The sequence below is a fragment of the Streptomyces sp. KR80 genome (genome assembly GCF_052245555.1).
Taxonomy (GTDB): Bacteria; Actinomycetota; Actinomycetes; order Streptomycetales; family Streptomycetaceae; genus Streptomyces.
Window position 1 is genome coordinate 1 of record NZ_JBQQCD010000037.1, and the last position, 22,278, is coordinate 22,278.

Sequence of the window (22,278 nt, forward strand, 5' to 3'; positions counted from 1 at the left end):
TGGCATCCCCAGGGGAGTCGGTGGGGTCCGCCGCCCTTCCCTGCCTTGCCTCGCTCCTCTTCTCAGTCCTCTTCGGCGAGAATGAGATACAGCTCCTTGCGGGCCTTGTTGACCACCGCGAGGGCCTTCTCGCGCTGATCGGGCGTCCCGGTCGCCCAGACCTGCCGGAACGCCTCGACGAGACCGCCGCCGGCCTTCCGAATCTCGTTCATGGCCTCCCAGTCGACGCCGCGTCCGGCCTCCTCCCAGGGAGCGTCCGGCCCGGCGTCCGCCTCGGTGCGGCCGGTCTCGGTGAGCTCGAACAGCTTCTTGCCGCCGTCGCTCGTACTGCTGATCAGCCCTTCGTCCTCGAGCAGTTGCAGCGTCGGATAGACCGAGCCGGGGCTCGGCTTCCACGCGCCGCCGCTTCGCTCGGCGATCTCCTGGATCATTTCGTAGCCGTGCATGGGACGGTCCTTGAGCAGCGCCAGGATCGACGCACGGACATCGCCGCGCCGCGCCCTGCCACGCGGCGCACCGCGTCCGCGACCGCCCCAGGGCGGCCCGCCGAACGGCGGACCGAAGGGTCCGAAGGCGGCGCGCCGGGCTTCGAAGTCGCCCTGACCCCGATGGCCGGGGCCGCAGTGTCCATGCCGGTGCTTGTGTTCGTATCCGTGGGAGTGCATGCCGTCGGTTCCTCTCCATCATTGATCTGTCGCGATGCCTCAACGATATATCGGGATCGCTCGTACGACTAGGTCCGGCCATCGGACGCTCCCTGGGGACATCGGTCCACGGAGACGGAATTGGCCGTCTCCGCACCCGGCCACCGGCCCTATGCTCCGGATGCATGCGCATCCGGATCGTCGACGCCTTCACCGACCGTCCCTTCGCCGGAAACCCGGCCGGCGTGCTCCTCCTGGAGTCCGACGGTTTCCCCGACGACACCTGGCTGCAGCGCGTCGCAGCGGAGGTCAATCTCCCCGAGACCGCTTTCGCCCACCCGCTGCCCGAGGGCGGCGAGGCCGACTGGGCGCTGCGCTGGCACACCCCGGTCACGGAGGTCGATCTCTGCGGCCACGCCACCCTGGCCACCGCCCACGTCATGCACAGCACCGGCGCCGCCGCCGGCACGATCCGCTTCACCACCCGCAGCGGGGTCCTGACCGCGACCGCCGACGCCGACGGCGCCATCACCCTGGACTTCCCGACCTCGCCGCTGACCGCGCTCGATGTGCCGCAGGGCACTGCCGCCGCGCTCGGCGTGGACGTCGTGTCCGCCTACGGCACCGGCTCCCTCGGCGACCTGCTGGTCGAGCTGAGCGACGAGAAGACCGTCCGGTCCCTCGCCCCCGACTTCACCGCCGTGGCCGCGCTCGGCCATCGCGGTGTGATCGCCACCGCCAAGGCTGACGATCCCGGCGGGACCCCGAGCGACTACGACTTCGTTTCGCGCTTCTTCGCTCCGGCCGTGGGCATCGCCGAGGACCCGGTGACCGGCAGTGCACACACCGCGCTCGCCCCCTTCTGGGCGTCGCGCCTCGGGCGCGACGAGCTGACCGGACTTCAGGTCTCGGCCCGTACCGGTCTGGTGCGCACCGCTCTGCGCGGCGACCGTACGCTGCTCACCGGCACGGCCGTCACCGTCATCGAGGGCGAGCTGCTCACCACCGGCTGACCCCGGGCACGGACCACCGGCTGACCCTGGGCACGGGCTCCTACCGTCCGTGCCCAGGTCGTACGGGCGTCGGTGCCGCCGCACTCACGGTGCGGGCCGGGCTCGGGCCGCGGGCTCAGCCTGTTGGCAACCAGCCCACCTTCCCCGCCAGCAGCGCGTACCCGACGAACGCCACGATGTCGATCAGTGCATGGGCCGCGACCAGCGGCGCCACCCGCCCCCACCGGCGGTACAGCAGCACGAAGACCACGCCCATCACCATGTTCCCCACCAGCCCGCCGATGCCCTGGTAGAGGTGGTACACACCGCGCAGCCCCGCACTCGCCGCCAGCGCGGCCGGCGGCGTCCAGCCCAGCTGTCCGAGCCTGCGCAGCAGGTAGCCGACCACGACCACCTCCTCAAGCAGCGAGTTCTGAATGGCCGAGGCGATCAGCACCGGGATCTTCCACCACACGTCCGGCAGCGACTCCGGCACCACCGTGAGGTTGAAGCCGGCGGCCCGGACGCCGAGGTAGAACAGCAAGCCCGTACCGCCGATCGCCGCCGCGACAGCGGCCCCCGCGCCCAGGTCGAACCCGGGCCTGCGGCGGTCCAGACCGATGGATCGCAGACCCTCGGCACCCTCCCGCAGCAGCAGGTGTGCCACGAGTACGACCGGGATCAGCGCCGTTCCGATTCCGAACACCTGCCAGGCGAGATCCAGCCATGGTCGCCCCGGTGCGGCCGAGGCGTTCAGCTCGGCCGCCTGGTCCTTGAGCCCTCCCGGCTCGGTCGCCGAGCCGACAAAGCTGATCAGTGCGGACACCGCACTCGCGCCGATCGAGAGACCCAGGACGAGCAGCGTCTCGATGCGAAGTGTGCGAGGAGACAGCCCCTCCCCGGAGTTGAAATCAGCCACCCGGTCCGCCTCTGCCGCCACGACTTCCTCCAGTTCCGCAATCCCGCCTCACAACTCTTCCCCGCGCCGCTAAGGTCATCGAAAAATCGCAGGCGAAAGACGGGTGAGACCCATGGGACGTCACAGCTTGCCCCACGGCTCCATCGTGTCCGGCACGGGGGCCGCGCCGCGTCCACGCCGCCGTGGCCTATTGATCACCGTGACCGCGCTCGTTCTGGCCGTGGCCACGGGCACGGTCGTCGCGTCGCCCAGCGACCTTCTCCCGTTCGGCAAGTCCTGCGACGGCCAGACGATGCGTCTGCGGGTGGTGGCCTCCCCCGCCATCGCTCCGGCCCTGCGCACGGTGGCCGACCGGGCCCGCGACGACGGCTTCCGCACGGACGGCCGCTGCCTGGACGTGCGGGTCACCGCCCGGGCCCCGCACGTCGTAGCGGACGAGCTGGGCCAGGCCGACGCCGATCCGGCATACGAGGTCTGGGTGCCGGACTCCAGCCTCTGGGTCGAGCGCTCGCGGGCCTCCGGCGCGGGAGCGGTGCTCGGCGACGGCGGCAATGTCGCCTCCTCCCCGCTCGTCCTGGCCGCAGCCCCGTCGGCAGCGGAGAAGCTGGGCTGGCCGACGAAGACGTACACCTGGGCCGAGGTCGTCTCGGCCGCCGGAGCGGGGGACTTCCGACTGAGCGCCGCGGATCCCGCCCGCAGTGCCACCGGGCTGCTCGCCCTCGAGCGTCTGAACAGATCGACGGGCGCGAAGGACGAGAAGGCGGCAGGCGCCCACACGCGGGTCGCCGCGGCGGCACAGCTGCTCGCCGAGACCGCGGCGGACGACGACGAGGGAGTCTTCGCCACGCTTCCGCGCGACGACTCCGGCGCCGAGCTGGGCAACCCGCACCGCAGCCAGGCTCTGATCGTGTCCGAGCAGGCGGCCCACGCCCGCAACACGGCCGACCACCAGCTCCCCGACATCCGGCTCTTCCACCCCAAAGACGGCCCCGCGCTGCTCGACTTTCCGTACGTCCTCGTCGACGACAACGTGCTGACGGCGCAACAGACCCGCGCCGCCACGCGCTTCGCGACCATGCTCGGCACCGAAGACAGCCGGGCGGTGCTGCACGACCACGGCTTCCGTACCGAAGGAATGGGTCTCCGGGCGACAGCGGTCCGTGCGGCGGGCGCCTCGAAAGCTCAGCCGTACGCCGCCGAACCCGTGGACCCACCGTCCGCGGACGCGCTGGAGGCGGTACTGGGCACCTGGACGGTCGCCGTCCAGGGCTCGCGGATCACCACCGTGGTGGACGCCTCGTTCTCGATGTCCGAGGCGATACCCGGCCGCAAGGGCCAGACCCGGATGGACGTCACCAAGGCCTCGCTGCTCCAGGCCCTCGCCGGTTTCACCGCCCATGACGAGATCGGGTTGTGGAAGTTCGCCCGGCGACTCGACGGCGACCGCGACCACCGCGTCCTGGTGCCGCCCCGGCGGCTGGGTGGGCACTCGGCCGACGGGACGTCGCAGCGGGACCGCCTGGCCGCGGCGGTCACCGGTCTCGCTCCCATCCCGGGCGGCGCCACCGGCCTGTACGACACCGTGCTCGCCGCCTACCGGGAGGCCAGCGCGTCGTACGAGCCCGAGCGGTTCAACGTCGTGGTGGTCCTGACGGACGGGGTCAACCAGGACCCCGGCGGGATCTCCCGCGCCGCTCTCCTCGACAAGCTGGAGGAGCTGGCCGACCCGAAGCGGCCGGTGCTGCTGTTCGCCATCGCGATGGGGCCCGACGCCGACCGCGAGGAGTGCGAGCAGATCGCCGCGGCGACCGGCGGCTCGGCGTATCAGGTGGACGATCCGGCTCAGATCCACACGGTAGTCCTCGAGGCGCTCGCATCCGCCTCCCGGCGCTGAGCCGCGGGCCCGGGGCACGGCGTTCCGGGTCCTCCGTCCGGTTCTCAGTCCGGGCAGCCCACGGGCCAGGTGTGCACCGGCTCCCCGCTGCGCATGAGTTCGCAGTAGCGGCGGGTGGTCGCGGCCAGAGCGGCATGCCGCTCGAGTCCGCCGTCCAGGGCCCGGTGGAAGGTCGCGGTCTGCCAGGAGGCGCCGTTCACCCGCCGTCGGCAGCGCTCCTCGATGACACCCAGGTAGAGGTCGCGGTCGGCGGGTTCGACTCCCCACGCGTCCAGACCGGCGGCGGCCAGCGGCAGCAACTCGTCCCGGACGAGCTGTACGGCGGGCAGCTCGGCCACCACTGCCGAGCGGCCGGGGCGCGGCCAGCGGAGGGTGGCGTCGATGCCGTGGCGACAGGCGGTGTCGAAGTTGGCCGCGGCCTCGGCGAACGACAGCCGGGACCAGACGGGACGCGGCTCCTCCGCGAGGGCCCGTACGAGACCGTAGTAGAAGGCGGCGTTGGCGATGACGTCGGTGACGGTCGGGCCGGCAGGCAGCACCCGGTTCTCCACGCGCAGATGCGGCACCCCCTCGGACACCTCGTAGACGGGCCGGTTCCAGCGGTAGACCGTGCCGTTGTGCAGGACGAGCTCCTGAAGGCTGGGGATCCCTCCGTCGTCGAGCACGCGCAGCGGGTCCTGCTCACCGCAGATCGGCAGCAGGGCCGGGAAGTAGTTCAGGTTCTCCTCGAAGAGGTCGTACGCAGAATCGATCCAGCGCTCGCCGAACCAGGTGCGCGGACGCACGCCCTGGGCCTTGATCTCCGGCGGACGAGTGTCCGTGGCCTGCAGAAAGAGCGGCGGGCGGGACTCGCGCCAGAGCTCCCGCCCGAAGAGGAAGGGGGAATTGGCGCCTACGGCGATCTGCAGGGCGGACACCGCCTGCGCGGCGTTCCACACGGCCGCGAAACGCCTGGGTGTCACCTGCAGATGCAACTGGACCGAGGTGCAGGCGGCCTCCGGCGCGATCGACCCGCTGGTGTACCGCAGCCGCTCCACCCCTTCGATGTCCAGGGTGATCTCCTCGCCGCGCGCGGCCATTATCTGGTCGTTGAGCAGCATGTAGCGGTCGACCTCGGAGAGGTTGGCGGACACCAGGTCTTTCTGGGAGAGCGTGGGCAGGATTCCGATCATCACGATCTCCGCCGACACCTCGCCCGCCTTGCGGTCGGCATAGCCGAGACCCGTACGGAGCTCCTCCGCGAGCTGGTCCAGGACCCGGCCGGACAGCCGGTGCGGCACAATATTCACTTCAAGATTGAACTGCCCCAGTTCCGTCTGGAAATCCCCACTGGAGATGCGCTCCAGAACCTCCGCATTCATCATGCGCGGCATCCCGTCCGCACCCGCGAGATTCAGTTCGATCTCCAGCCCCATCAGATTCTTCGGGCGATCGAACCGGCGCTCCTCCAGCAGCCGCCCCAAGCCCTCGAGGCACTGCTGCAGTTTGCGCCGGTAGCGCTGCCGATCGGACAGGTCGAACCCACCCGCCACGACCTTCTCCCCCATCGAAGCGTCCCTCCTCGAGTGGGCCACCGGCGGCACCGGACCCCGGCGTCACGGTCGATGATGCCCAGGCAATGTGATCGATAACTCCCGACGGACACCGCACGCCCGCTAAGCTCGTGAGGAGAGCGGGCACGGCACATTCCCTCGGCATAGCGCAGCGTCCCGGGCTCCCGGCATTGCACCGGGAAAAAGCAACGACGGGAATCGGCCTACCGCTTGCGGGGCGTAACCCGAGGCAGAGGCCACAGCCCGGTGGACAGAATAGGTGTAACCCACTCGCAGTAAGGGCCGATAATGCCCTTGCCCGTAATCCCCGTGACAGCTAGTCGAAACACCCCCTGAACATACCTCGTATAAACTTTTGCGAACGAGGCAGAGAGTGTGCACCGCCGGCCGTTGGATCTCCGGCCCCCCTCCGGCCACGCGCACAGACACCGCCGTCCGTGTCTGCCCCGTACCCACGTGTCTCCCCAGTGAGAGGCGACCCACCATGCCGCTGCTTGTTCCCCCGGCACCGCAGCCAGCACTGCGCAGCGCTCTCGCGGCCCTCGGCTCCCCTACTGCGATCCGCGACCCGCGCACCCCGGCCCTGCGGTCCGCACCAGGTCCGCTGAGCGCTGAACTGCCGCTGCCCGTCCAGGTTCTCGACCGTGTCACGGCACCGGGACGAGCGCCACGAACCCGTCTCACCGGGTGGCGCTTCCTTGTCCGCAGCGGTGATCGCGCGGTGGCGGCGGCCGAGACCATGCTGACACCCGACGGCTGGGCGTTCTCGCACTTCTTCGAGGGACCGTACGTCGCCTCCACCGAGCTCGCCCTGCGGCAGGCCGAGGCACTGCCGGACCTGTATCAGCCGCAGTTGCTGTCCGTACCCGAGCTCTACATGCTCACTCTGTGGCTGCGCGAGGACGCGACGGCGGATCCCGCCAAGGGCAAACCGGCCCGGAACGACCTGCTGGTTCCGCTGGCCCCCGCTCCCCCGGGCATCGCGGCCCACCAGGCGCACCGGGTCGCCGATCTCCTGCCCGTGCTCACCCTGCGGCTCTCGGCACCTCCGCTGATGGGCATGGGTTCGCCGTCCCCCGCCTGAACCGGGCGGCCCCGGCTCAGGGGCCCGGCCCACGACGGAGGGGCCCGGCCTGCGAGCGACGCCCCGCGACCCCAGGGGTCGCGGGGCTCTTTGCTGCCATGGAACCTGCCCAACCCGGCTCGCCGCCAAGGGGGAACGGAGCTCCCACCCGACCGGACTAGCCCGCCCCGACCACTTCCAACCATCCAAAAGGACCCTCAGGGGGACGTGAACCGTCCGGGCGGGTGACACGTCATTTCCCATTGAGGACTGCTGCCGCGAAATCCCTGCGGAATCGCGTCCGTACGGCAACACTGGGACCAACCGACATTTCATACGGGGGGGCGGCATGAATACCGCATCGAGCCGCAGGACACTCACCACATCGCAGCGAAAGATCCCCACCATGTGCCAGCACCAGCCATCGTGCCCGACCGCCGACTCTGCCGACCGGGAGGCCGCCCGCCTTGTGGCGCACCACCCGGAGCAGGGCTGGAGCCTGCTGTGCAACGGCGTTCTGCTCTTCGAGGACACGGGTGAGCTGCTGCCGGACGGCCAGATCATCCACCCGCACCGACCGCTCGGCGCGGAGCAGGTGATGACCGCCGCCTGACTCCATCAGCAGGCAGCACGGGGAACAGAGGGGCCGGCTCGGCTGAATCGCCGAACCGGCCCCGACACGTACCGCCCGAAGGATCTCAGGCGTCGTACTCCTCCAGCGGCGGGCAGGAGCAGACCAGGTTGCGGTCGCCGTAGGCGCCGTCGATCCGCCGCACCGGAGGCCAGTACTTGTCGGCCACCGACACCCCGGCGGGGAAGACCGCCGTCTCACGGCTGTACGGCCGCTCCCAGGCGTCGCCGAGAGCGGCGGCCGTGTGCGGGGCGTTCCGCAGCGGGTTGTCGTCCGCGGGCCACTCCCCCGAGCTGACGCGATCGATCTCGGCCCGGATCGCGATCATCGCCTCGCAGAACCGGTCCAGCTCGGCGAGGTCCTCGCTCTCCGTCGGCTCGATCATCAGCGTGCCGGCGACGGGGAAGGACATCGTCGGCGCGTGGAAGCCGTAGTCGATCAGCCGCTTGGCGACATCGTCGACGCTCACCCCGGTCGCCTTGGTGAGCGGGCGCAGGTCCACGATGCACTCGTGTGCCACCAGCCCGCTCGGGCCGGTGTAGAGCACCGGATAGTGCGGTTCCAGGCGCTTGGCGATGTAGTTGGCGCCGAGAACAGCGACCTGAGTGGCCTGGCGCAGGCCCTCCGCGCCCATCAGCCGGACGTAGGCCCAGGAGATCGGCAGAATGCCCGCGGAACCCCACGGAGCGGCCGAGATCGGGCCTACTCCCGTCTCGGGGCCCGCGGCGGGCTGGAGCGGATGGTTGGGCAGATACGGCGCGAGGTGCGCGCGGACCCCGACCGGCCCGACGCCCGGGCCGCCGCCGCCGTGCGGGATGCAGAAGGTCTTGTGCAGATTGAGGTGCGAGACGTCGCCGCCGAAGTGGCCGGGCTTGGCCAGCCCCAGGAGCGCGTTGAGGTTGGCGCCGTCGACGTAGACCTGACCGCCCGCGTCGTGCACGGCGGCGCAGATGTCGGTGATGTGCTCCTCGAACACCCCATGTGTGGAGGGGTAGGTGACCATCAGTACGGCCAGTTGGTCGCGATGCTGGTCGATCTTGGCGCGCAGGTCCTCGACGTCGACGTCGCCGTCGTCACCGGTCTTCACGACGACGACCTTCATGCCCGCCATGACGGCGCTGGTGGCGTTGGTTCCGTGCGCGGAAGAGGGGATGAGACAGATCGTGCGCTGCTCGTCGCCGTTCGCACGGTGGTACGCCCGCACCGCCAGCAGGCCCGCCAGCTCGCCCTGAGAGCCGGCGTTCGGCTGGATGGAGACCTTGTCGTACCCCGTCACCTCCGCGAGACGCTCCTCCAGCTCCTGAATGAGGGTCAGATAGCCCTCGGCCTGCTCCGCGGGCGCAAACGGGTGCAGGGCGCCGAACTCGGGCCAGGTGATGGGCTCCATCTCGGTGGTCGCGTTGAGCTTCATGGTGCAGGAGCCCAGTGGGATCATGCCGCGGTCGAGCGCGTAGTCCCGGTCGGCGAGCCTGCGCAGGTAGCGCAGCATCGCGGTCTCGGATCGGTGCTGGTGGAAGACCGGATGCGTGAGGTACTCGTCGGTGCGCAGCAGTCCTTCGGGCAGCGCCTCCTGGGCCCGGTCATCCAGCTCCGCCACATCCGCCTCGACGCCGAAGGCTCCCCACACGGCGGCCAGTTGGTCGCGGCCGGTCGTCTCGTCGCAGGCGATGCCGATCAGGTCGGCATCGACCAGGCGCAGATTCACCCCGGCCTCGCGGGCGGCGGCCACGACCTCGGAGGCCCGGCCGGTGACGCGCGCCGTCACAGTGTCGAAGTAAGCGTCGTGCACGATCTCCACCCCGCCCGCCCGCAGGCCCTCGGCGAGCAGCGTGGCGTACCGGTGGGTTCGCCGGGCGATGTCCGCCAGCCCCTCGGGGCCGTGGTAGACGGCGTACATGCCGGCCATGACGGCGAGCAGCACCTGTGCGGTGCAGATGTTGCTGGTGGCCTTCTCACGGCGGATGTGCTGCTCGCGGGTCTGCAAGGCAAGGCGGTAGGCCGGGTTTCCGTCGGCGTCCACGGAGACGCCGACAAGCCGCCCGGGCAGGCTGCGGGCGAACGTCGAGCGTACGGACATGTAGCCGGCGTGCGGGCCGCCGAAACCGATCGGCACGCCGAAGCGCTGGCTGCTGCCGACCGCGATGTCCGCGCCGAGGTCACCCGGCGAGGTGAGCAGCGTCAGGGCGAGCAGGTCGGCGGCGACCGTGACGATCGCCCCCAGCTCGTGTGCCTGCCCGATCACCGGCCGCAGGTCACGGGCCTGGCCGGAGGCGCCGGGGTACTGCAGCAGAATGCCGAAGACGCCGCGCTCGGCGACCTCTGCGGGGATGCCCCCGGAGAGATCGGCGACGACCACCTCGACACCGGTCGGCTCGGCGCGGGTCTCGATGACGGCGATGGTCTGCGGCAGGCAGTCGGCGTCGACGAGGAAGACCCCGTCCTTGACCTTGCCGACGCGGCGGGAGAGGGCCATCGCCTCGGCGGCGGCGGTGCCCTCGTCCAGCAGTGAGGCGCCCGCCGTCGGCAGCCCGGTGAGGTCGGCGACGACGGTCTGGAAGTTCAGCAGCGCCTCGAGGCGGCCCTGTGAGATCTCCGGCTGGTACGGCGTGTACGCGGTGTACCAGGCGGGGTTCTCCAGCACGTTGCGCAGGATCACCGGCGGGGTGAGGGTGCCGTAGTAGCCCAGGCCGATCATCGGGGTGAGCACCTGATTGCGCCGGCCGAGCTCGCGCAGCTCGGCGAGGACGTCGGCCTCGCCGCGAGCCTCCGGCAGGTCCAGCGCTCCGGAGCTCTTGATCACGTCCGGGACGGCGGCCGCGGTGAGTTCGTCGAGCGAGCCGTATCCGACCTGGGCGAGCATCTTCGCCTGGGCGCCGGCGTCGGGGCCGATGTGGCGCTGCGCGAAGGGTGTGCCGCGCTCCAGCCGGGACAGTGGGATGCGGTTGGCGGTCATCTGCAGAGGCCTCCTGGTCGACGCGACCTGCGAGGGGCACCACGGCATGGGTACCCGAACGGCCTCCCCCTCTGTCATCGCGACCTGAGAGCTTCACCGGCCCGCCGGGGCGGTCCGGTTTTCACCGTCGGTGAGGAGGGGTTCCGGCACGTGCCCGTCCGACGCCCGCCCTGCTTTCCAGAGTGACCTCGTCCGCGCGGTACGTGTGCCTGAGAGATTCCGGGGAGGGTTTGCTCCTTCGGCGCCTCCGCCTGAAGGACGGAGGACTCTCCCGCGCGGGGTCTGCAGCCGTAGCCAGCCTACCAGCGGGCCTGCCGCGAAGAGCGCCGAGTGGACGGCGTGCGGGATCTGCTCTTTCGTTGATGTCATAGAGGTAGCGACCACGAGGAGGACCCGTGCAGACCGACATCGATCCGCGGAGCCTGATAGGGCGCAAGGCGTTCGACCTCGATGGGGCGAAGATCGGGACCGTGGACGAGGTGTATCTGGACGACGCGACCGGACGTCCGGAGTGGGCGGCCGTGCGCACCGGCCTGTTCGGGCGCGACGCCTTCGTGCCCCTGGAGCCCAGCGAGGTCGTCGAGGACGCGCTGCGTGTCCCGTATCCCCGCTCCCTGATCAAGACCGCCCCGGACTTCGGAGTGGGACGGCATCTCTCCCCGGAGCAGGAGCTGCAGCTGTATCACCACTACGGACTGGACGCCGCGGCACCGGAGCCCGGAGCCCCGGGGTCCGGCACGGAGGGCGAGGACCGGGACTTCGGCCGGATCGCCGGCGACGAGGACTGATCCTCCTCGGCTGCCTGATCCGGGACGGACGAGTCCGCGGCGTCGTCCGTCGGCGGGTCGGCGGACTCGTCGGCGACCGGCCACAGGGGGACGGGCTCGGACGGCTGCAGCGCGGGGTCGTCCACGGCGAACGTCCGCACCCGGCCGGGCGCCGACCAGGGCTGCTCGAAGCGCACGGTCACCTTCCCGACACCGCTGCCCTGCACCCATCCCACACCGAACTCGGAGTGCCGTACGTCATGGCCCGGGATCCAGCGGCGATCCTGTCCGCTCGCGGCTTCCTCCGGTCCCTGCTTCCCGTCCGCCTGCGGTGGTCCCTGGCCACCGGGGGCCCCGCTCGGGGCCACGGCGTCGATCCCTGCCGTCTCGACGGCCGATTCCACCTGGGCGGTGGCGGCCTGCGCGAAGAGGTCCTCCTGGGTGAAGTCGGCGAGTCCGCTCACACCGACGCCCAGCAGCCGCACGCCGCCGGTGGTGTCCACCCCCGCGATGAGCCGTCCGGCGGCTTCCCGGATGACCGCGGGGTCGTCGGTCGGCCCGCGCAGGGTCTCGGAGCGGGTCAGCGTCGAGAAGTCGAACCGCCGCACCTTCAGCACGACCGTACGGCCGGATCGGCCCGTCGAGCGCAGCCGTTGCACACAGCGGTCGGCGAGGCGTCCGACCTCGGCCTGGACCCGGGTCCGGTCGTGCAGGTCCACGTCGAAGGTGTCCTCGACGGAGACGGACTTGGCATCGCGCTCGGCGACGACGGGCCGGTCGTCCACTCCGCGGGACATCGCGTGCAGCGCGCTGCCGTGGGCCCGCCCCAGCAGTCGCACCAGCTCGTCCTCCCCCGCCTCCGCCATCTCCCCGACCGTGTGGACTCCGGCCCGGCGCAGATGCTCGGCCGTAGCGGGCCCCACCCCGGGCAGCGTACGGACCGTCATCGGCGCCAGCAGCCGACGCTCGGTGCCCGGTTCGATGAGCACCAGGCCATCCGGCTTCGCCTGCTCCGAAGCGATCTTGGCCAGCATCTTGGAGCCCGCCAGGCCGACGGATCCGGTGAGTCCCGTGGCGGCCCGGATGTCCCTGCGGAGCTGCTCCCCCACCGCCCGCGCGGCGGACGCGGAAGCCGCCACACCACCGGCCTCGAGGTCGACGAACGCCTCGTCCAGGCTGAGCGGTTCGACCAGCGGGGAGAGCCGGTGCAGCAGTTCCATGACGGCGTCGCTGATCCGCCGGTACAGCGAGAAGCGCGGGGCGAGGTAGGCGGCGTTGGGGCACAGCCGGCGTGCCTGGGCAGTGGCCATCGCGGAGTGCACCCCGAAGACCCGCGCCTCGTACGACGCCGTGGCGACCACGCCGCGCGGCCCGATCCCGCCGACCACCACCGGCTTGCCGCGCAGGCTGGGCTTCGCCGCCTGCTCCACGGCCGCGAAGAACGCATCCATGTCCAGATGCAGGATGGTCGGCGCGCCTCTCACAGCACCGATGGTGCCGCACGGCACCGACATCGTCGCTGCGCGCAGCGCGGGGGCGGGCGGCTGCGCGGGCAGCGCGGCGGTGTACGGGTGCGGAACGGGCGCGCGGAGGCAGGCTCAGCCGGCGCGGTGGCGGCGCCGGGCGAGCTCGTCGGCTGGGTGGTGCCCGATCAGGGTCTCGCCGGTGTCCACGCGCTCTCCGTGGAGCTGTGCCAGCGCGCTCTCCACATCCCGCCAGACCACGCCGACAGCGATGCCGAAGATGCCCTGACCGCCTTGGAGGAGGCTGACGACCTCGTCCGGGGATGAGCACTCGTAGACCGTCGCCCCGTCGCTCATCAGGGTCATCTGCGCCAGGTCGGCACGCTCCCGGGTACGCAGATGCTGGACGGCGGTGCGGATGTTCTGTAGGGAGACCCCGGTGTCCAGAAAGCGCTTCACGATCTTCAGGACGACGACGTCCCGGAAGCTGTAGAGCCGCTGGGTGCCCGAGCCGTACGCGGGTCGCACGCTGGGCTCGACGAGGCCGGTGCGGGCCCAGTAGTCCAGCTGGCGATAGGTGATCCCGGCGGCTGCGCAGGCCGTGGGGCCGCGGTAGCCGATCCGGTGGTCGGTTGCGTCCTGGGGCGTCCCGGCCGGTGCCGCGGCGGGGTGCCGGGGGGTGGGGTCGGCAGCACCCCCGTGCAGCGGAAGGGGACTGCCCGTCGCTCTACCGTTGCCGGTGCTTCTCACGCCGACCTCCGTCCTTGACCTGCCTTCTCGACGGTAGGCAGTCACCCCGGGTGCGTCAACGATCGCCACACTCGCCACGCCGAGTGATAATCACCTTAGGGGTGGTTTCCCGTACCCGCTTCGGGGAAGGGCTCACCGGATGGTCCGGCCGTTCACCCTGCCCATGGGCACCGGTCACTGGTTGCTGGTGCCGAAGTCCTCGGGCGAGATCTGGTCGAGGAACTCGCGGAACTTCTCCACCTCGTCCTCCTGCTCGTCCGGGATCGCGATGCCCGCGTCGTCCAGGACACCGTCACTGCCGTAGATGGGTGTCCCGGTGCGCAGCGCGAGCGCTATGGCATCGGACGGCCGCGCGCTGACCTCGACACCGCTGGCGAACACCAGTTCCGCATAGAAGACGCCCTCCCGTAGATCCGTGATGCGGACCTCGGTCAGCGTCTGGCCGACCGCTTCGAGCACATCCTTGAAGAGGTCGTGGGTCAGCGGTCGTGCGGGGGCCATGCCTTGCTGGGCGAACGCGATGGCGGTCGCCTCCCCGGGCCCGATCCAGATGGGGAGGTAGCGGTCGCCTCCCACTTCACGCAGGAGCACGATCGGCTGATTGGAAGGCATCTCCACCCGGACACCCACGACATCGAGCTCGTTCACACAGCAACCCTAGGACGTGCCAGGTCGGTTTGGGTAGTCGGGCCCGGCCGTCAGTGCGGGCGGGCCCGCAGCGCGGACTGCACCAGAGCTGCATGAAGGCGCACGGAAAGGCTTGCGAGCTCGCGGGCGGTCGCTTCGGCGTGATTCCGGGTCTGAGGGTTGCGGTGTCGCCTCAGCGGCGCCACGACCTGCTCGACCAGGTCGGCCTCGCGGTCGGCCGCGGCCTTCATGACCCGCAGGTGCCTGGGCTCCAGACCGAAGCGACCCAGGTCGGCGACGAGCTTGGCGACGGAGACCGCCTCGATGTCGTACTCGCCGTCGTCAGCCGGGGTGATCAGCCCGTACGACTCCCACTCCGCGAGCTCGGTCTCCCCGACTCCGGCGACCGAGAGCAGCTCGGAGCGGCCGATGCGCGTTGCCGTGGCTTCGGCGCGCTGCTCCAGCACCCCCTCCAGCGGCTCGCGGGGCCATCCCGGACCGGGCAGCCGCACCTTCTCTCCGCGGGCCAGCGCATCGAGGTGCTCACGGATGACCTTGAGCGGGAGGTAGTGATCCCGCTGCATGCGCAGGACGTATTCGAGCCGCTCAACGTCCTCAGCGCTGAATTTGCGGTAGCCGGACGGCGTGCGACGGGGTTCGACCAGGCCCTCCGCCTCCAGGAAACGGATCTTGGAGATGGTGATCTCGGGAAACTCCTCGCGCAGCCGACGGAGCACGGCGCCGATGCTCATCAGCCTGTTGTCCGCGGTGGCGGTGCCGGAACCGGCACCGCCCGACGCTGTGCGACGCATAGCCCTTCCCCGGGCGGGTCAGATGCTCCGCTGACTGGCGTAGAAGACCAGCCGGTACTTCCCGATCTGCACCTCGTCACCGTTGGACAGCGCGACGGAGTCGATCCGCTCCCGATTGACATAGGTGCCGTTCAGACTTCCGACATCGGCGACGGTGAAGACGCCGTCCGGCCCGCGCCGGAACTCCACATGGCGTCGCGAGACGGTCACGTCGTCGAGGAAGATGTCGCTCTGCGGATGGCGGCCGGCCGTGGTCAGATCACCGTCCAGGAGGAAGCGGCTGCCCGAGTTCGGGCCGCGGTGGACGACGAGCAGAGCCGAGCCGAACGGCAGCGCGTCGACGGCAGCCTGGGCCTCCGAGGACAGGGGAGGCCCTACCTGGCCGGTGGTCTCCGTGTCGTACGCCTCGATACCCGAGATCGAAATGGTCGATGTCGTCTCCGAGGCGCGCTCGGAGGACGCTCCGGCGCGCAGCGGGGCTCCGCAGTTGGAGCAGAACCGGCTGGCCTCGGCATTCCGGTGTCCGCACCTCGTACAAACAGGCAAGGCGGTAAACCCTCCACCCGTACTTGAGGTTGATGGTTCTTCGAAACCTATGCGTCCGGGCACCGCAGGGTCAACAGAAGACGCGCCCCGGCCACCCGGAATGTCGCCGCCGCGCCCGCCGACCTGGTCACGGAAGAGCGGGCGCTCCTCCTGCGGAGCGCTCTCCTCCGCAGGGCGCCCGGCACGATGGCGGGCCGCGCCGCTTCCCCCGCCTTCACCAGCGCTCTTACCGAACAACTTTGCAAACCACTTCACGGGCGATTCCCCTTGACCGAAACAGACCCGCCCGTGGGGCAGGACGCACCTCGCTGCACACACCCGGCCGACACCGGACATTCACTCAACGTCCGTGACCCTCAGACAGTTTCCACCACGCACCTCCCCTGCGGTGCGGCGACCCCCCGCAACCTCGTGTCTCCGACGCTCTGCCCCGTACCCGACCGGATCACTAAGATGACGACCGAGCGTAGTCAGGCCGCTCCTTCGGCCGCAAGGCGTCGACGATGATCTTCTCGGTACGCTCGACGGACACCGTGGCCTGCTCCTTCTCCAGCGTCTGCACCACTCCGCCCGGGATGTTCAGCGCCGGCTCAAGGTCCTGCGGCTTGCCGATGACCTTGAAACGGTAGGGCTGCCGGACCCTCCGTCCGTCGACCAGCACACCGCCGCCGGATTCCGAGAAGAACGTATCTGCAACGACCCGGACGTCATTGATCTGGATCGCCTCGGCGCCTGCCGCGCGCAGCTCCTGGATCGCGTCGAGCAGCATGTCCGCCTCGACGGCGCCCGTGGGGTCGCTCACCGTGACATTGATCCCCGGACCCTCCGCGGCGACGGTGCCCGCGAGCACGCCGAGCTGCTGCTCCTTCTGCACGGTCTGCTTGCGCGCCTCTTCCGCCTGGTCCGAGCTGTTCTCCAGTTCGGTGCGCTGATTCTCCAGGCGACGCTTCTCCTCCTCCAGGCGCTGGCTGCGGTCGTCGAGCTCGTCCAGGATGCGTACGAGGTCCTCCTGGCGGGCGCCCCGCAGCGCACTGTGCTCGGTGGTGGAGCGCACCTGGATAGCCAATGCGAGCCCGAGCACGAGCAGCAGGAGGGCGACGATCAGCTGAGCACGGCTGACCCGGGGCGGCCACAGCACGGCGGCCAAGCGCTGCCTGCCGCTCGCGGGCTCTTCGGCCCCCTCGTCGTCCTCAGTGGGCTGCTCGGGACGCTCCGGCGGCTCCTGGGCCGGGGGCGTCTCCGAGCTCTGACCGCCCTCGGGGGTCTCCGGCCCGGCCTCCTCCTGGCCCTTCTGGGCGGGCGCCGGGCCCGGCCGGTCCTCCGTCTTCGGCGTCTCGCGCGACTCGGCGGCCTCACGAGGCTCCTGCGGCTCGCTGGACTCCGAGGTCCCCGGGGTGTCGGGGGTCTCCGGGGTCTTGGGATTCTCGTCGCTGCTCATCGGCCTCACGCCCGGAACACGTGCCGACGGATCGCGGCGGCGTTGGAGAAGATGCGGATGCCAAAGACGACGACAACCCCGGTGGACAGCTGCGCGCCCACGCCGAGCTTGTCACCCAGGAACACGATCAGCGCGGCGACGACCACATTGGACAGGAACGACACGACGAAGACCTTGTCGTCGAAGATGCCGTCCAGCATGGCACGGAGGCCACCGAAGACCGCGTCGAGCGCCGCCACGACGGCGATCGGCAGATAGGGCTCGACCACCGCCGGCACCTCGGGTCGGACCAGCAGTCCCACCACGACTCCCACGACGAGGCCCAATACGGCGATCACGATGTGCCCTTCCCTGTGTCGGCATTCTTCTCCGCTCCTCCGGCAGCCGGCTTCGCGGTTCGTACGATCAAGCTCGGAGCGGGGGGCAGCCGGACCTCGCCCTGTGCGGAGATGCTCATCCGGACGCCGTATTCGTCCTTCAGCACCTGCAGGTACTGGCCGTCGGCACTGCTCCGGTAGTCGTCGGCCAGCCGCTGCCCGTTCCCCACCGCAAGGACCGTGTACGGCGGCACCAGCGGCTTGTTGTCGACCAGTATGGCGTCCCCGGCGGCTCTGATCGCCGAGAGGGCCGTCAGTCGCTGTCCGTTGATCGCGACGGCCTCCGCACCCGACTCCCACAGGCCGTCGATGACCCGCTGAAGGTCCCGGTCGCGCACCCGGCCCGTGTCGGAGAATCCGCTGCTCTCCCGGGGCCCGCCACCGTCGTCAACCGCCCCCTCGGCGTCGTTGACGACAAGTTTCACCCCCGGGCCGTGCACCTCGGTGGCCCCGGCCAGCAGGCCGACGAGCGGCTCCGCTCCCCCTCCGTGCTTCTCCAGGGCTTCGCGCTGCCGCCGCTCGACGTCAGCGCGCAGCGCGTCCACCCGCTCGTGGAGTCTGTCGGCGGCGGTCGTGTCCGCCTCGATGCGCTCGATGAGCTTCTGCCGCTCCTTTGCGAGGGCAGGGGCCGATATCCGTGCCTCGACGGCCCCGATGGTCACCACGGCGGCGGCGAGCACGAGTCCCGCGGCAAGTCCGAGCCTGGCGCGCAGCGTCTTCGGGAGCCCGGACGCGCCCGCGGCCCTGCGCCGGGCGGCGGCCTCCGCGTAGCCGTCGTCGAGGCTGTGATCCATCACATTGGTCAGCAGCGACATCGAGGCGTCGGGGCGCGCGGGCTGCGAAGCGGTGCTCCGAACGGGGTGCTGCTGCGACATGCCGCACATCGTTGCACGTCGTCATCGCTACCGCCGAATGGCCCCACCGGCGCGCCGCCGTGGGGCACCGCGCGTGCGGTGCCACACAACCGGCCTGCCGCGGTGAACCAGTCAGCGACCTGCGCTGTCGACCACCGCGGCCCACTCGTCGAGCAGCTCCTGGGCGGATGCTTCGTCGGGCCCTTCAGCCCAGAGATGGGTGACCGCCTCGGAGGGGTCGGGCAGCACCATCACCCAGCGGCCGTCGGTCTCCACGACCCGTACGCCGTCGGTGGTGTCGACGGAACGGTCACCGGCAGCCTCCACGACGGTGCGCATCACCAGGCCCTTCACCGCCCAGGGAGTGGCGAGGTCGCGGCGCTGAACGTGGGCCCTCGGGATACGGGCGTCGATCTGGCTCAACGTGAGCTGGGTACGAGCAACCAGGCCGATGAGCCGTACGAACGCGGCCGTGCCGTCGAAGACGCTGCTGAACTCGGGAATGATGAAGCCGCCGCGTCCGTCACCGCCGAAGATCGTCGTTTCGTCCCGGCCCACCCTCGTGAGGTCGTCGGGCGAGGTGGTCGTCCATTCGACCTGCGTGCCGTGGTAGGCCGCGACCTGCTCCGCGATGCGCGTGGTGGTCACCGGCAGCGCCACGCGACCGCTCCTCCGCTCGGCGGCGACCAGGTCGAGCATGACCAGCAGGGCCCGGTCGTCCTCGACGATCCGGCCGCGCTCGTCCACGAGGGAGATCCGCTCGCCCACGGGGTCGAACCGCACACCGAAGGCGGCGCGGGCGGAAGCGACGATCTCGCCGAGACGTACGAGCCCGGAGCGGCGGGCGTCCACCGTCTCCGTCGGCCGGGACTCGTCGAGGCCAGGGTTGATGGTGAGGGCGTCGACACCGAGTCTGCCGAGGAGGCTCGGGAGTACGAGGCCGGCGCTTCCGTGGGAGGCGTCGACGACGATCTTGAGACCGGCGTCCGCGACACCCGTCGTGTCCACGGCGCGCAGCAGCGAGCCGGTGTAGGAGTCGAAGACGCTGGCCGGGAAACGGAGGTCGCCGATTTCACCAGGGAAGGCTCGCCGGTACTCCTGACGGGCGTAGACCCGGTCGAGCTTGCGCTGGCCGGCCTGCGACAGATCGGCGCCGCGCTCGTCGAAGAACATGATGTCGACGGAGTCCGGAACCCCGGGTGACGTACGGATCATGATGCCGCCCGCACTACCGCGAGCAGTCTGCTGGCGGGCCACCGGCAAGGGGACGTTCTCCAGGTCCCTGACGTCGATCGCGCTCGTCTGGAGCGCAGAGATGACCGCCCTCTTCAGTGCGCGTGCGCCTCGTGAGTGGTCACGGGCCGTGGTGACGGTCGAGCCCTTCTTCAAGGTGGTCGCGTACGCGCCGGCCAGGCGGACCGCGAGCTCGGGGGTGATCTCCACGTTGAGGATGCCGGTGACCCCACGGGTGCCGAACAGTTGGGCCTGCCCACGGGACTCCCAGATCACCGAGGTGTTGACGAACGCACCCGCCTCGACGGTCTTGAAGGGATAGACGCGAACGTTGCCCTGAACGATCGACTCTTCACCGACCAGGCACTCGTCGCCGATGACGGCACCGTCCTCGATACGAGCGGCCCGCATGATATCGGTGTTCTTACCGATGACGCAGCCGCGCAGATTGCACTGCTGCCCGATGTAGACGTTGTCGTGGACGACCGCCTTGTGAAGAAAGGCGCCGCTCTTGACGACCACATTGGATCCGACGACGGTGTGTTCGCGAATCTCGACGCCCGCTTCCACCTTCGCGTAGTCGCCGATATACAACGGGCCACGCAGTACGGCATCGGGGTGCACCTCTGCGCCTTCCGCCACCCACACTCCGGGAGAGATTTCAAAGCCGTCGATCTCGACGTCGACTTTGCCTTCGAGAATGTCGGCCTGAGCCTTCACATAGCTCTCATGCGTGCCCACGTCCTCCCAATAGCCCTCGGCGATGTAGCCATAGATGGGCTTGCCTTCCTTCATCAGCTGAGGGAAGACATCGCCGGACCAGTCGACCGGCACATCGGCCTCGACGTAGCCGAAGACCTCCGGCTCCATGACATAGATTCCGGTGTTCACGGTGTCGGAGAACACCTGACCCCAGGTGGGCTTCTCCAGGAATCGCTCGACCTTGCCATTCTCGTCGACGATGGTGATGCCGAATTCCAGCGGGTTGGGCACGCGGGTCAGGCAGACCGTGACCAGCGCGCCCTTCTCCTTGTGAAAATTGATCAACTCGGTGAGATCGAAATCGGTGAGGGCATCGCCGGAGATGACGAGGAAGGCGTCGTCCTTCAGCGCTTCCTCTGCGTTCTTGACACTACCGGCGGTGCCGAGTGGCTTCTCCTCGTTGGCATAGGTGAGATCCATGCCCAGTTCTTCGCCATCACCGAAGTAGTTCTTCACGAGCGAGGCGAGGAACTGCACGGTCACCACGGTCTCCGTGAGACCGTGCCGCTTGAGCAGCCGCAGCACATGCTCCATGATCGGCCGGTTGGCCACCGGCAGGAGCGGCTTGGGCATGCTCGAGGTCATAGGACGAAGGCGAGTGCCTTCGCCACCGGCCATCACGACGGCCTTCATGTCGGAAGCGTCCTCCTTGAAGAGACGACGGTCATGCCAACTGTGCCGATCCGGATGGCCCACAGCTCACGCGCTCGAACACCCGGTATGTGTCCGGGCCACCGGAATGGGTGGCGAGCCGGCGATTCGGAGTGCTCAGTCGGCCGCGGTGTCCGCCCTTACGAGTCGGGCGACCTGAACCACGTAGAGGATTCCTGCCCACCAGTAGAGCGTTGTACCCCATCCGGCGAACGCCCATCCGAAAATAGCAGCGAGTGATGGAACCCAGCCACTTCCGTCACTCAACAGAAGCAACGGGAAGGCGTACATGAGGTTGAAGGTCGCCGCCTTCCCGAGGAAGTTCACCTGCGGCGGCGGGTAACCGTGGCGACGGAGGACCCCGATCACGACGAGGAGGACGAGCTCCCGGGCGAGAAGTACCGCGGTCAACCACCAAGGCAGGATTTCCCGCCAGGTAAGGCCGATCAGAGTCGAGAGAATATAGAGCCGGTCGGCGGCCGGATCGAGCAGTCGGCCAAGGGTGCTGATCTGATTCCAGCGACGGGCCAGTTTGCCGTCCAGGTAGTCGCTGATCCCGCTGAGAGCCAGCACGAGCAGGGCCCAACCATCGCTCTTGGGTCCCCCGAACTCGGGCCGGAGGATCAACCACAGGAAGAGCGGTACGCCGACCAGCCTCGCCATGCTGAGGATGTTCGGGATGGTGAGGACGCGGTCGGTGTGGACGCGCGTCGCCTGGACCTCCACCCGGGAGCCTCCTGTGGAAGAACGTGCCAATGGTGCTCCCCGACCCTACCCGCAGGCACGGCGCCACCAGCGCCGAGGGGCGACGAGAGGCCGAGAACGCCCAAGCACACAGAGGCCACGGGAGCACGCAGAAGGCCAGGAGTGCCGCAACCCCCGGGCGGGGCCCGGGGGTTGCGGATCAAAGATTGTCCGGCGGTGTCCTACTCTCCCACAGAGTCCCCCCTGCAGTACCATCGGCGCTGAAAGGCTTAGCTTCCGGGTTCGGAATGTAACCGGGCGTTTCCCTCACGCAATAACCACCGAAACACTATGAAGATACCGACCGGCCACCCCTGGGACAGAGGTGTGCGGGTCGTTACTTCAGAACCAACACAGTGGACGCGAGCATCTGAGGACAAGCCCTCGGCCTATTAGTACCAGTCAACTCCACCCCTCACAGGGCTTCCATATCTGGCCTATCAACCCAGTCGTCTACTGGGAGCCTTAACCCCTCAACGGGGGTGGGAGTCCTCATCTCGAAGCAGGCTTCCCGCTTAGATGCTTTCAGCGGTTATCCCTCCCGAACGTAGCCAACCAGCCATGCTCTTGGCAGAACAACTGGCACACCAGAGGTCCGTCCGTCC

19 protein-coding genes, 2 rRNA genes and 1 riboswitch are annotated in these 22,278 nt (G+C 69.6%); of the genes, 5 read left to right on the forward strand and 16 right to left on the reverse strand.

Translation table 11 applies throughout. The features are described 5' to 3' along the window. Window positions 1–62: 62 nt before the first annotated feature. A complete protein-coding gene (locus tag ACTWQI_RS29195) occupies window positions 63–665 on the reverse strand; it encodes a PadR family transcriptional regulator (protein WP_443275015.1) in 603 nt (200 codons plus the stop codon). A 164-nt stretch (window positions 666–829) separates the two neighbouring features. On the opposite strand from ACTWQI_RS29195, the gene ACTWQI_RS29200 reads away from it, so the two are divergent. Beyond that, a complete protein-coding gene (locus ACTWQI_RS29200; RefSeq protein ID WP_443275017.1) occupies window positions 830–1,657 on the forward strand; it encodes a PhzF family phenazine biosynthesis protein in 828 nt (275 codons plus the stop codon). A 115-nt stretch (window positions 1,658–1,772) separates the two neighbouring features. On the opposite strand, the gene ACTWQI_RS29205 is transcribed toward ACTWQI_RS29200, so the two are convergent. Beyond that, window positions 1,773–2,576 carry a CPBP family intramembrane glutamic endopeptidase gene (locus ACTWQI_RS29205; RefSeq protein ID WP_443275018.1) on the reverse strand — a complete coding sequence of 268 codons (804 nt, stop codon included), beginning with the start codon at window positions 2,574–2,576 and terminating at the stop codon, window positions 1,773–1,775. Between the two features lie 91 nt (window positions 2,577–2,667). On the opposite strand from ACTWQI_RS29205, the gene ACTWQI_RS29210 reads away from it, so the two are divergent. Next, window positions 2,668–4,449, forward strand: coding sequence for a substrate-binding domain-containing protein (locus ACTWQI_RS29210; RefSeq protein ID WP_443275019.1), 1,782 nt, complete (start codon window positions 2,668–2,670; stop codon window positions 4,447–4,449). A 44-nt stretch (window positions 4,450–4,493) separates the two neighbouring features. On the opposite strand, the gene ACTWQI_RS29215 is transcribed toward ACTWQI_RS29210, so the two are convergent. After that, complete coding sequence (locus ACTWQI_RS29215) at window positions 4,494–5,996, reverse strand: glutamate--cysteine ligase (RefSeq protein ID WP_443275020.1); 1,503 nt, start codon at window positions 5,994–5,996, stop codon at window positions 4,494–4,496. A gap of 490 nt (window positions 5,997–6,486) precedes the next feature. On the opposite strand from ACTWQI_RS29215, the gene ACTWQI_RS29220 reads away from it, so the two are divergent. Both ACTWQI_RS29220 and ACTWQI_RS29225 read left to right on the forward strand, forming a co-directional pair. Further along, window positions 6,487–7,086, forward strand: a complete 600-nt coding sequence (locus ACTWQI_RS29220; protein WP_443275022.1) for a hypothetical protein — start codon at window positions 6,487–6,489, stop codon at window positions 7,084–7,086. Between the two features lie 385 nt (window positions 7,087–7,471). Further along, a complete protein-coding gene (locus tag ACTWQI_RS29225) occupies window positions 7,472–7,678 on the forward strand; it encodes a DUF5999 family protein (RefSeq protein ID WP_443275045.1) in 207 nt (68 codons plus the stop codon). An 85-nt stretch (window positions 7,679–7,763) separates the two neighbouring features. Here the strand turns inward: ACTWQI_RS29225 and gcvP are convergent, their stop codons facing one another. After that, window positions 7,764–10,649, reverse strand: coding sequence for an aminomethyl-transferring glycine dehydrogenase (gene gcvP / locus ACTWQI_RS29230; protein WP_443275024.1), 2,886 nt, complete (start codon window positions 10,647–10,649; stop codon window positions 7,764–7,766). A gap of 187 nt (window positions 10,650–10,836) precedes the next feature. Further along, window positions 10,837–10,933, reverse strand: a riboswitch (glycine riboswitch). 111 nt (window positions 10,934–11,044) lie between these two features. Between gcvP and ACTWQI_RS29235 the strand changes: the two genes are divergently transcribed. After that, window positions 11,045–11,437: a PRC-barrel domain-containing protein gene (locus tag ACTWQI_RS29235; protein ID WP_443275026.1), complete on the forward strand. Its 393-nt coding sequence runs from the start codon at window positions 11,045–11,047 to the stop codon at window positions 11,435–11,437. Here the strand turns inward: ACTWQI_RS29235 and ACTWQI_RS29240 are convergent. From ACTWQI_RS29240 to ACTWQI_RS29295, 12 genes are all read right to left on the reverse strand, one after another. Further along, window positions 11,338–12,900: a DNA polymerase IV gene (locus ACTWQI_RS29240; protein WP_443275028.1), complete on the reverse strand. Its 1,563-nt coding sequence runs from the start codon at window positions 12,898–12,900 to the stop codon at window positions 11,338–11,340. The genes ACTWQI_RS29235 and ACTWQI_RS29240 overlap by 100 nt on opposite strands. Window positions 12,901–13,014: 114 nt before the next feature. Then, window positions 13,015–13,629 (reverse strand): MerR family transcriptional regulator, encoded by a 615-nt coding sequence (locus ACTWQI_RS29245; RefSeq protein ID WP_443275029.1) that lies wholly within the window; start codon window positions 13,627–13,629, stop codon window positions 13,015–13,017. Between the two features lie 174 nt (window positions 13,630–13,803). Next, window positions 13,804–14,277, reverse strand: a complete 474-nt coding sequence (locus tag ACTWQI_RS29250) for a bifunctional nuclease family protein (RefSeq protein WP_443275031.1) — start codon at window positions 14,275–14,277, stop codon at window positions 13,804–13,806. 50 nt (window positions 14,278–14,327) lie between these two features. Further along, a complete protein-coding gene (ftsR, locus tag ACTWQI_RS29255) occupies window positions 14,328–15,068 on the reverse strand; it encodes a transcriptional regulator FtsR (RefSeq protein WP_443275033.1) in 741 nt (246 codons plus the stop codon). A gap of 18 nt (window positions 15,069–15,086) precedes the next feature. Continuing rightward, complete coding sequence (locus tag ACTWQI_RS29260; RefSeq protein WP_443275034.1) at window positions 15,087–15,614, reverse strand: FHA domain-containing protein; 528 nt, start codon at window positions 15,612–15,614, stop codon at window positions 15,087–15,089. Between the two features lie 448 nt (window positions 15,615–16,062). Then, window positions 16,063–17,052: a DUF881 domain-containing protein gene (locus ACTWQI_RS29265; protein ID WP_443275036.1), complete on the reverse strand. Its 990-nt coding sequence runs from the start codon at window positions 17,050–17,052 to the stop codon at window positions 16,063–16,065. Window positions 17,053–17,057: 5 nt separating this feature from the next. Continuing rightward, complete coding sequence (locus tag ACTWQI_RS29270; protein ID WP_443275038.1) at window positions 17,058–17,390, reverse strand: small basic family protein; 333 nt, start codon at window positions 17,388–17,390, stop codon at window positions 17,058–17,060. After that, entirely contained in the window at window positions 17,387–18,313 is a 927-nt protein-coding gene (locus ACTWQI_RS29275; protein WP_443275040.1) for a DUF881 domain-containing protein, read from the reverse strand. The genes ACTWQI_RS29270 and ACTWQI_RS29275 overlap by 4 nt, the downstream gene beginning before the upstream one ends. 102 nt (window positions 18,314–18,415) lie before the next feature. After that, window positions 18,416–20,911 (reverse strand): sugar phosphate nucleotidyltransferase, encoded by a 2,496-nt coding sequence (locus ACTWQI_RS29280; RefSeq protein WP_443275042.1) that lies wholly within the window; start codon window positions 20,909–20,911, stop codon window positions 18,416–18,418. A 135-nt stretch (window positions 20,912–21,046) separates the two neighbouring features. Then, the gene (locus ACTWQI_RS29285; protein WP_443275044.1) at window positions 21,047–21,655 is read right to left on the reverse strand and encodes a CDP-alcohol phosphatidyltransferase family protein; all 609 of its coding nucleotides are present in this window, start codon (window positions 21,653–21,655) and stop codon (window positions 21,047–21,049) included. Window positions 21,656–21,842: 187 nt separating this feature from the next. After that, a 5S ribosomal RNA gene (rrf, locus tag ACTWQI_RS29290) occupies window positions 21,843–21,959 on the reverse strand. A gap of 86 nt (window positions 21,960–22,045) precedes the next feature. Further along, window positions 22,046–22,278 (reverse strand): 23S ribosomal RNA (locus ACTWQI_RS29295); the annotation flags it as partial.

What these genes read in the sequence shown, in the direction of transcription:
- ACTWQI_RS29195 (WP_443275015.1), bottom strand. Translation starts at nt 665, where the DNA reads ATGCACTCCCACGGATACGAACACAAGCACCGGCATGGACACTGCGGC.
- ACTWQI_RS29200 (WP_443275017.1), top strand. Translation starts at nt 830, where the DNA reads ATGCGCATCCGGATCGTCGACGCCTTCACCGACCGTCCCTTCGCCGGA.
- ACTWQI_RS29210 (WP_443275019.1), top strand. Translation starts at nt 2,668, where the DNA reads ATGGGACGTCACAGCTTGCCCCACGGCTCCATCGTGTCCGGCACGGGG.
- ACTWQI_RS29215 (WP_443275020.1), bottom strand. Translation starts at nt 5,996, where the DNA reads ATGGGGGAGAAGGTCGTGGCGGGTGGGTTCGACCTGTCCGATCGGCAG.
- ACTWQI_RS29220 (WP_443275022.1), top strand. Translation starts at nt 6,487, where the DNA reads ATGCCGCTGCTTGTTCCCCCGGCACCGCAGCCAGCACTGCGCAGCGCT.
- ACTWQI_RS29225 (WP_443275045.1), top strand. Translation starts at nt 7,472, where the DNA reads ATGTGCCAGCACCAGCCATCGTGCCCGACCGCCGACTCTGCCGACCGG.
- gcvP (WP_443275024.1), bottom strand. Translation starts at nt 10,649, where the DNA reads ATGACCGCCAACCGCATCCCACTGTCCCGGCTGGAGCGCGGCACACCC.
- ftsR (WP_443275033.1), bottom strand. Translation starts at nt 15,068, where the DNA reads ATGCGTCGCACAGCGTCGGGCGGTGCCGGTTCCGGCACCGCCACCGCG.
- ACTWQI_RS29265 (WP_443275036.1), bottom strand. Translation starts at nt 17,052, where the DNA reads ATGAGCAGCGACGAGAATCCCAAGACCCCGGAGACCCCCGACACCCCG.
- ACTWQI_RS29275 (WP_443275040.1), bottom strand. Translation starts at nt 18,313, where the DNA reads ATGTGCGGCATGTCGCAGCAGCACCCCGTTCGGAGCACCGCTTCGCAG.
- ACTWQI_RS29280 (WP_443275042.1), bottom strand. Translation starts at nt 20,911, where the DNA reads ATGAAGGCCGTCGTGATGGCCGGTGGCGAAGGCACTCGCCTTCGTCCT.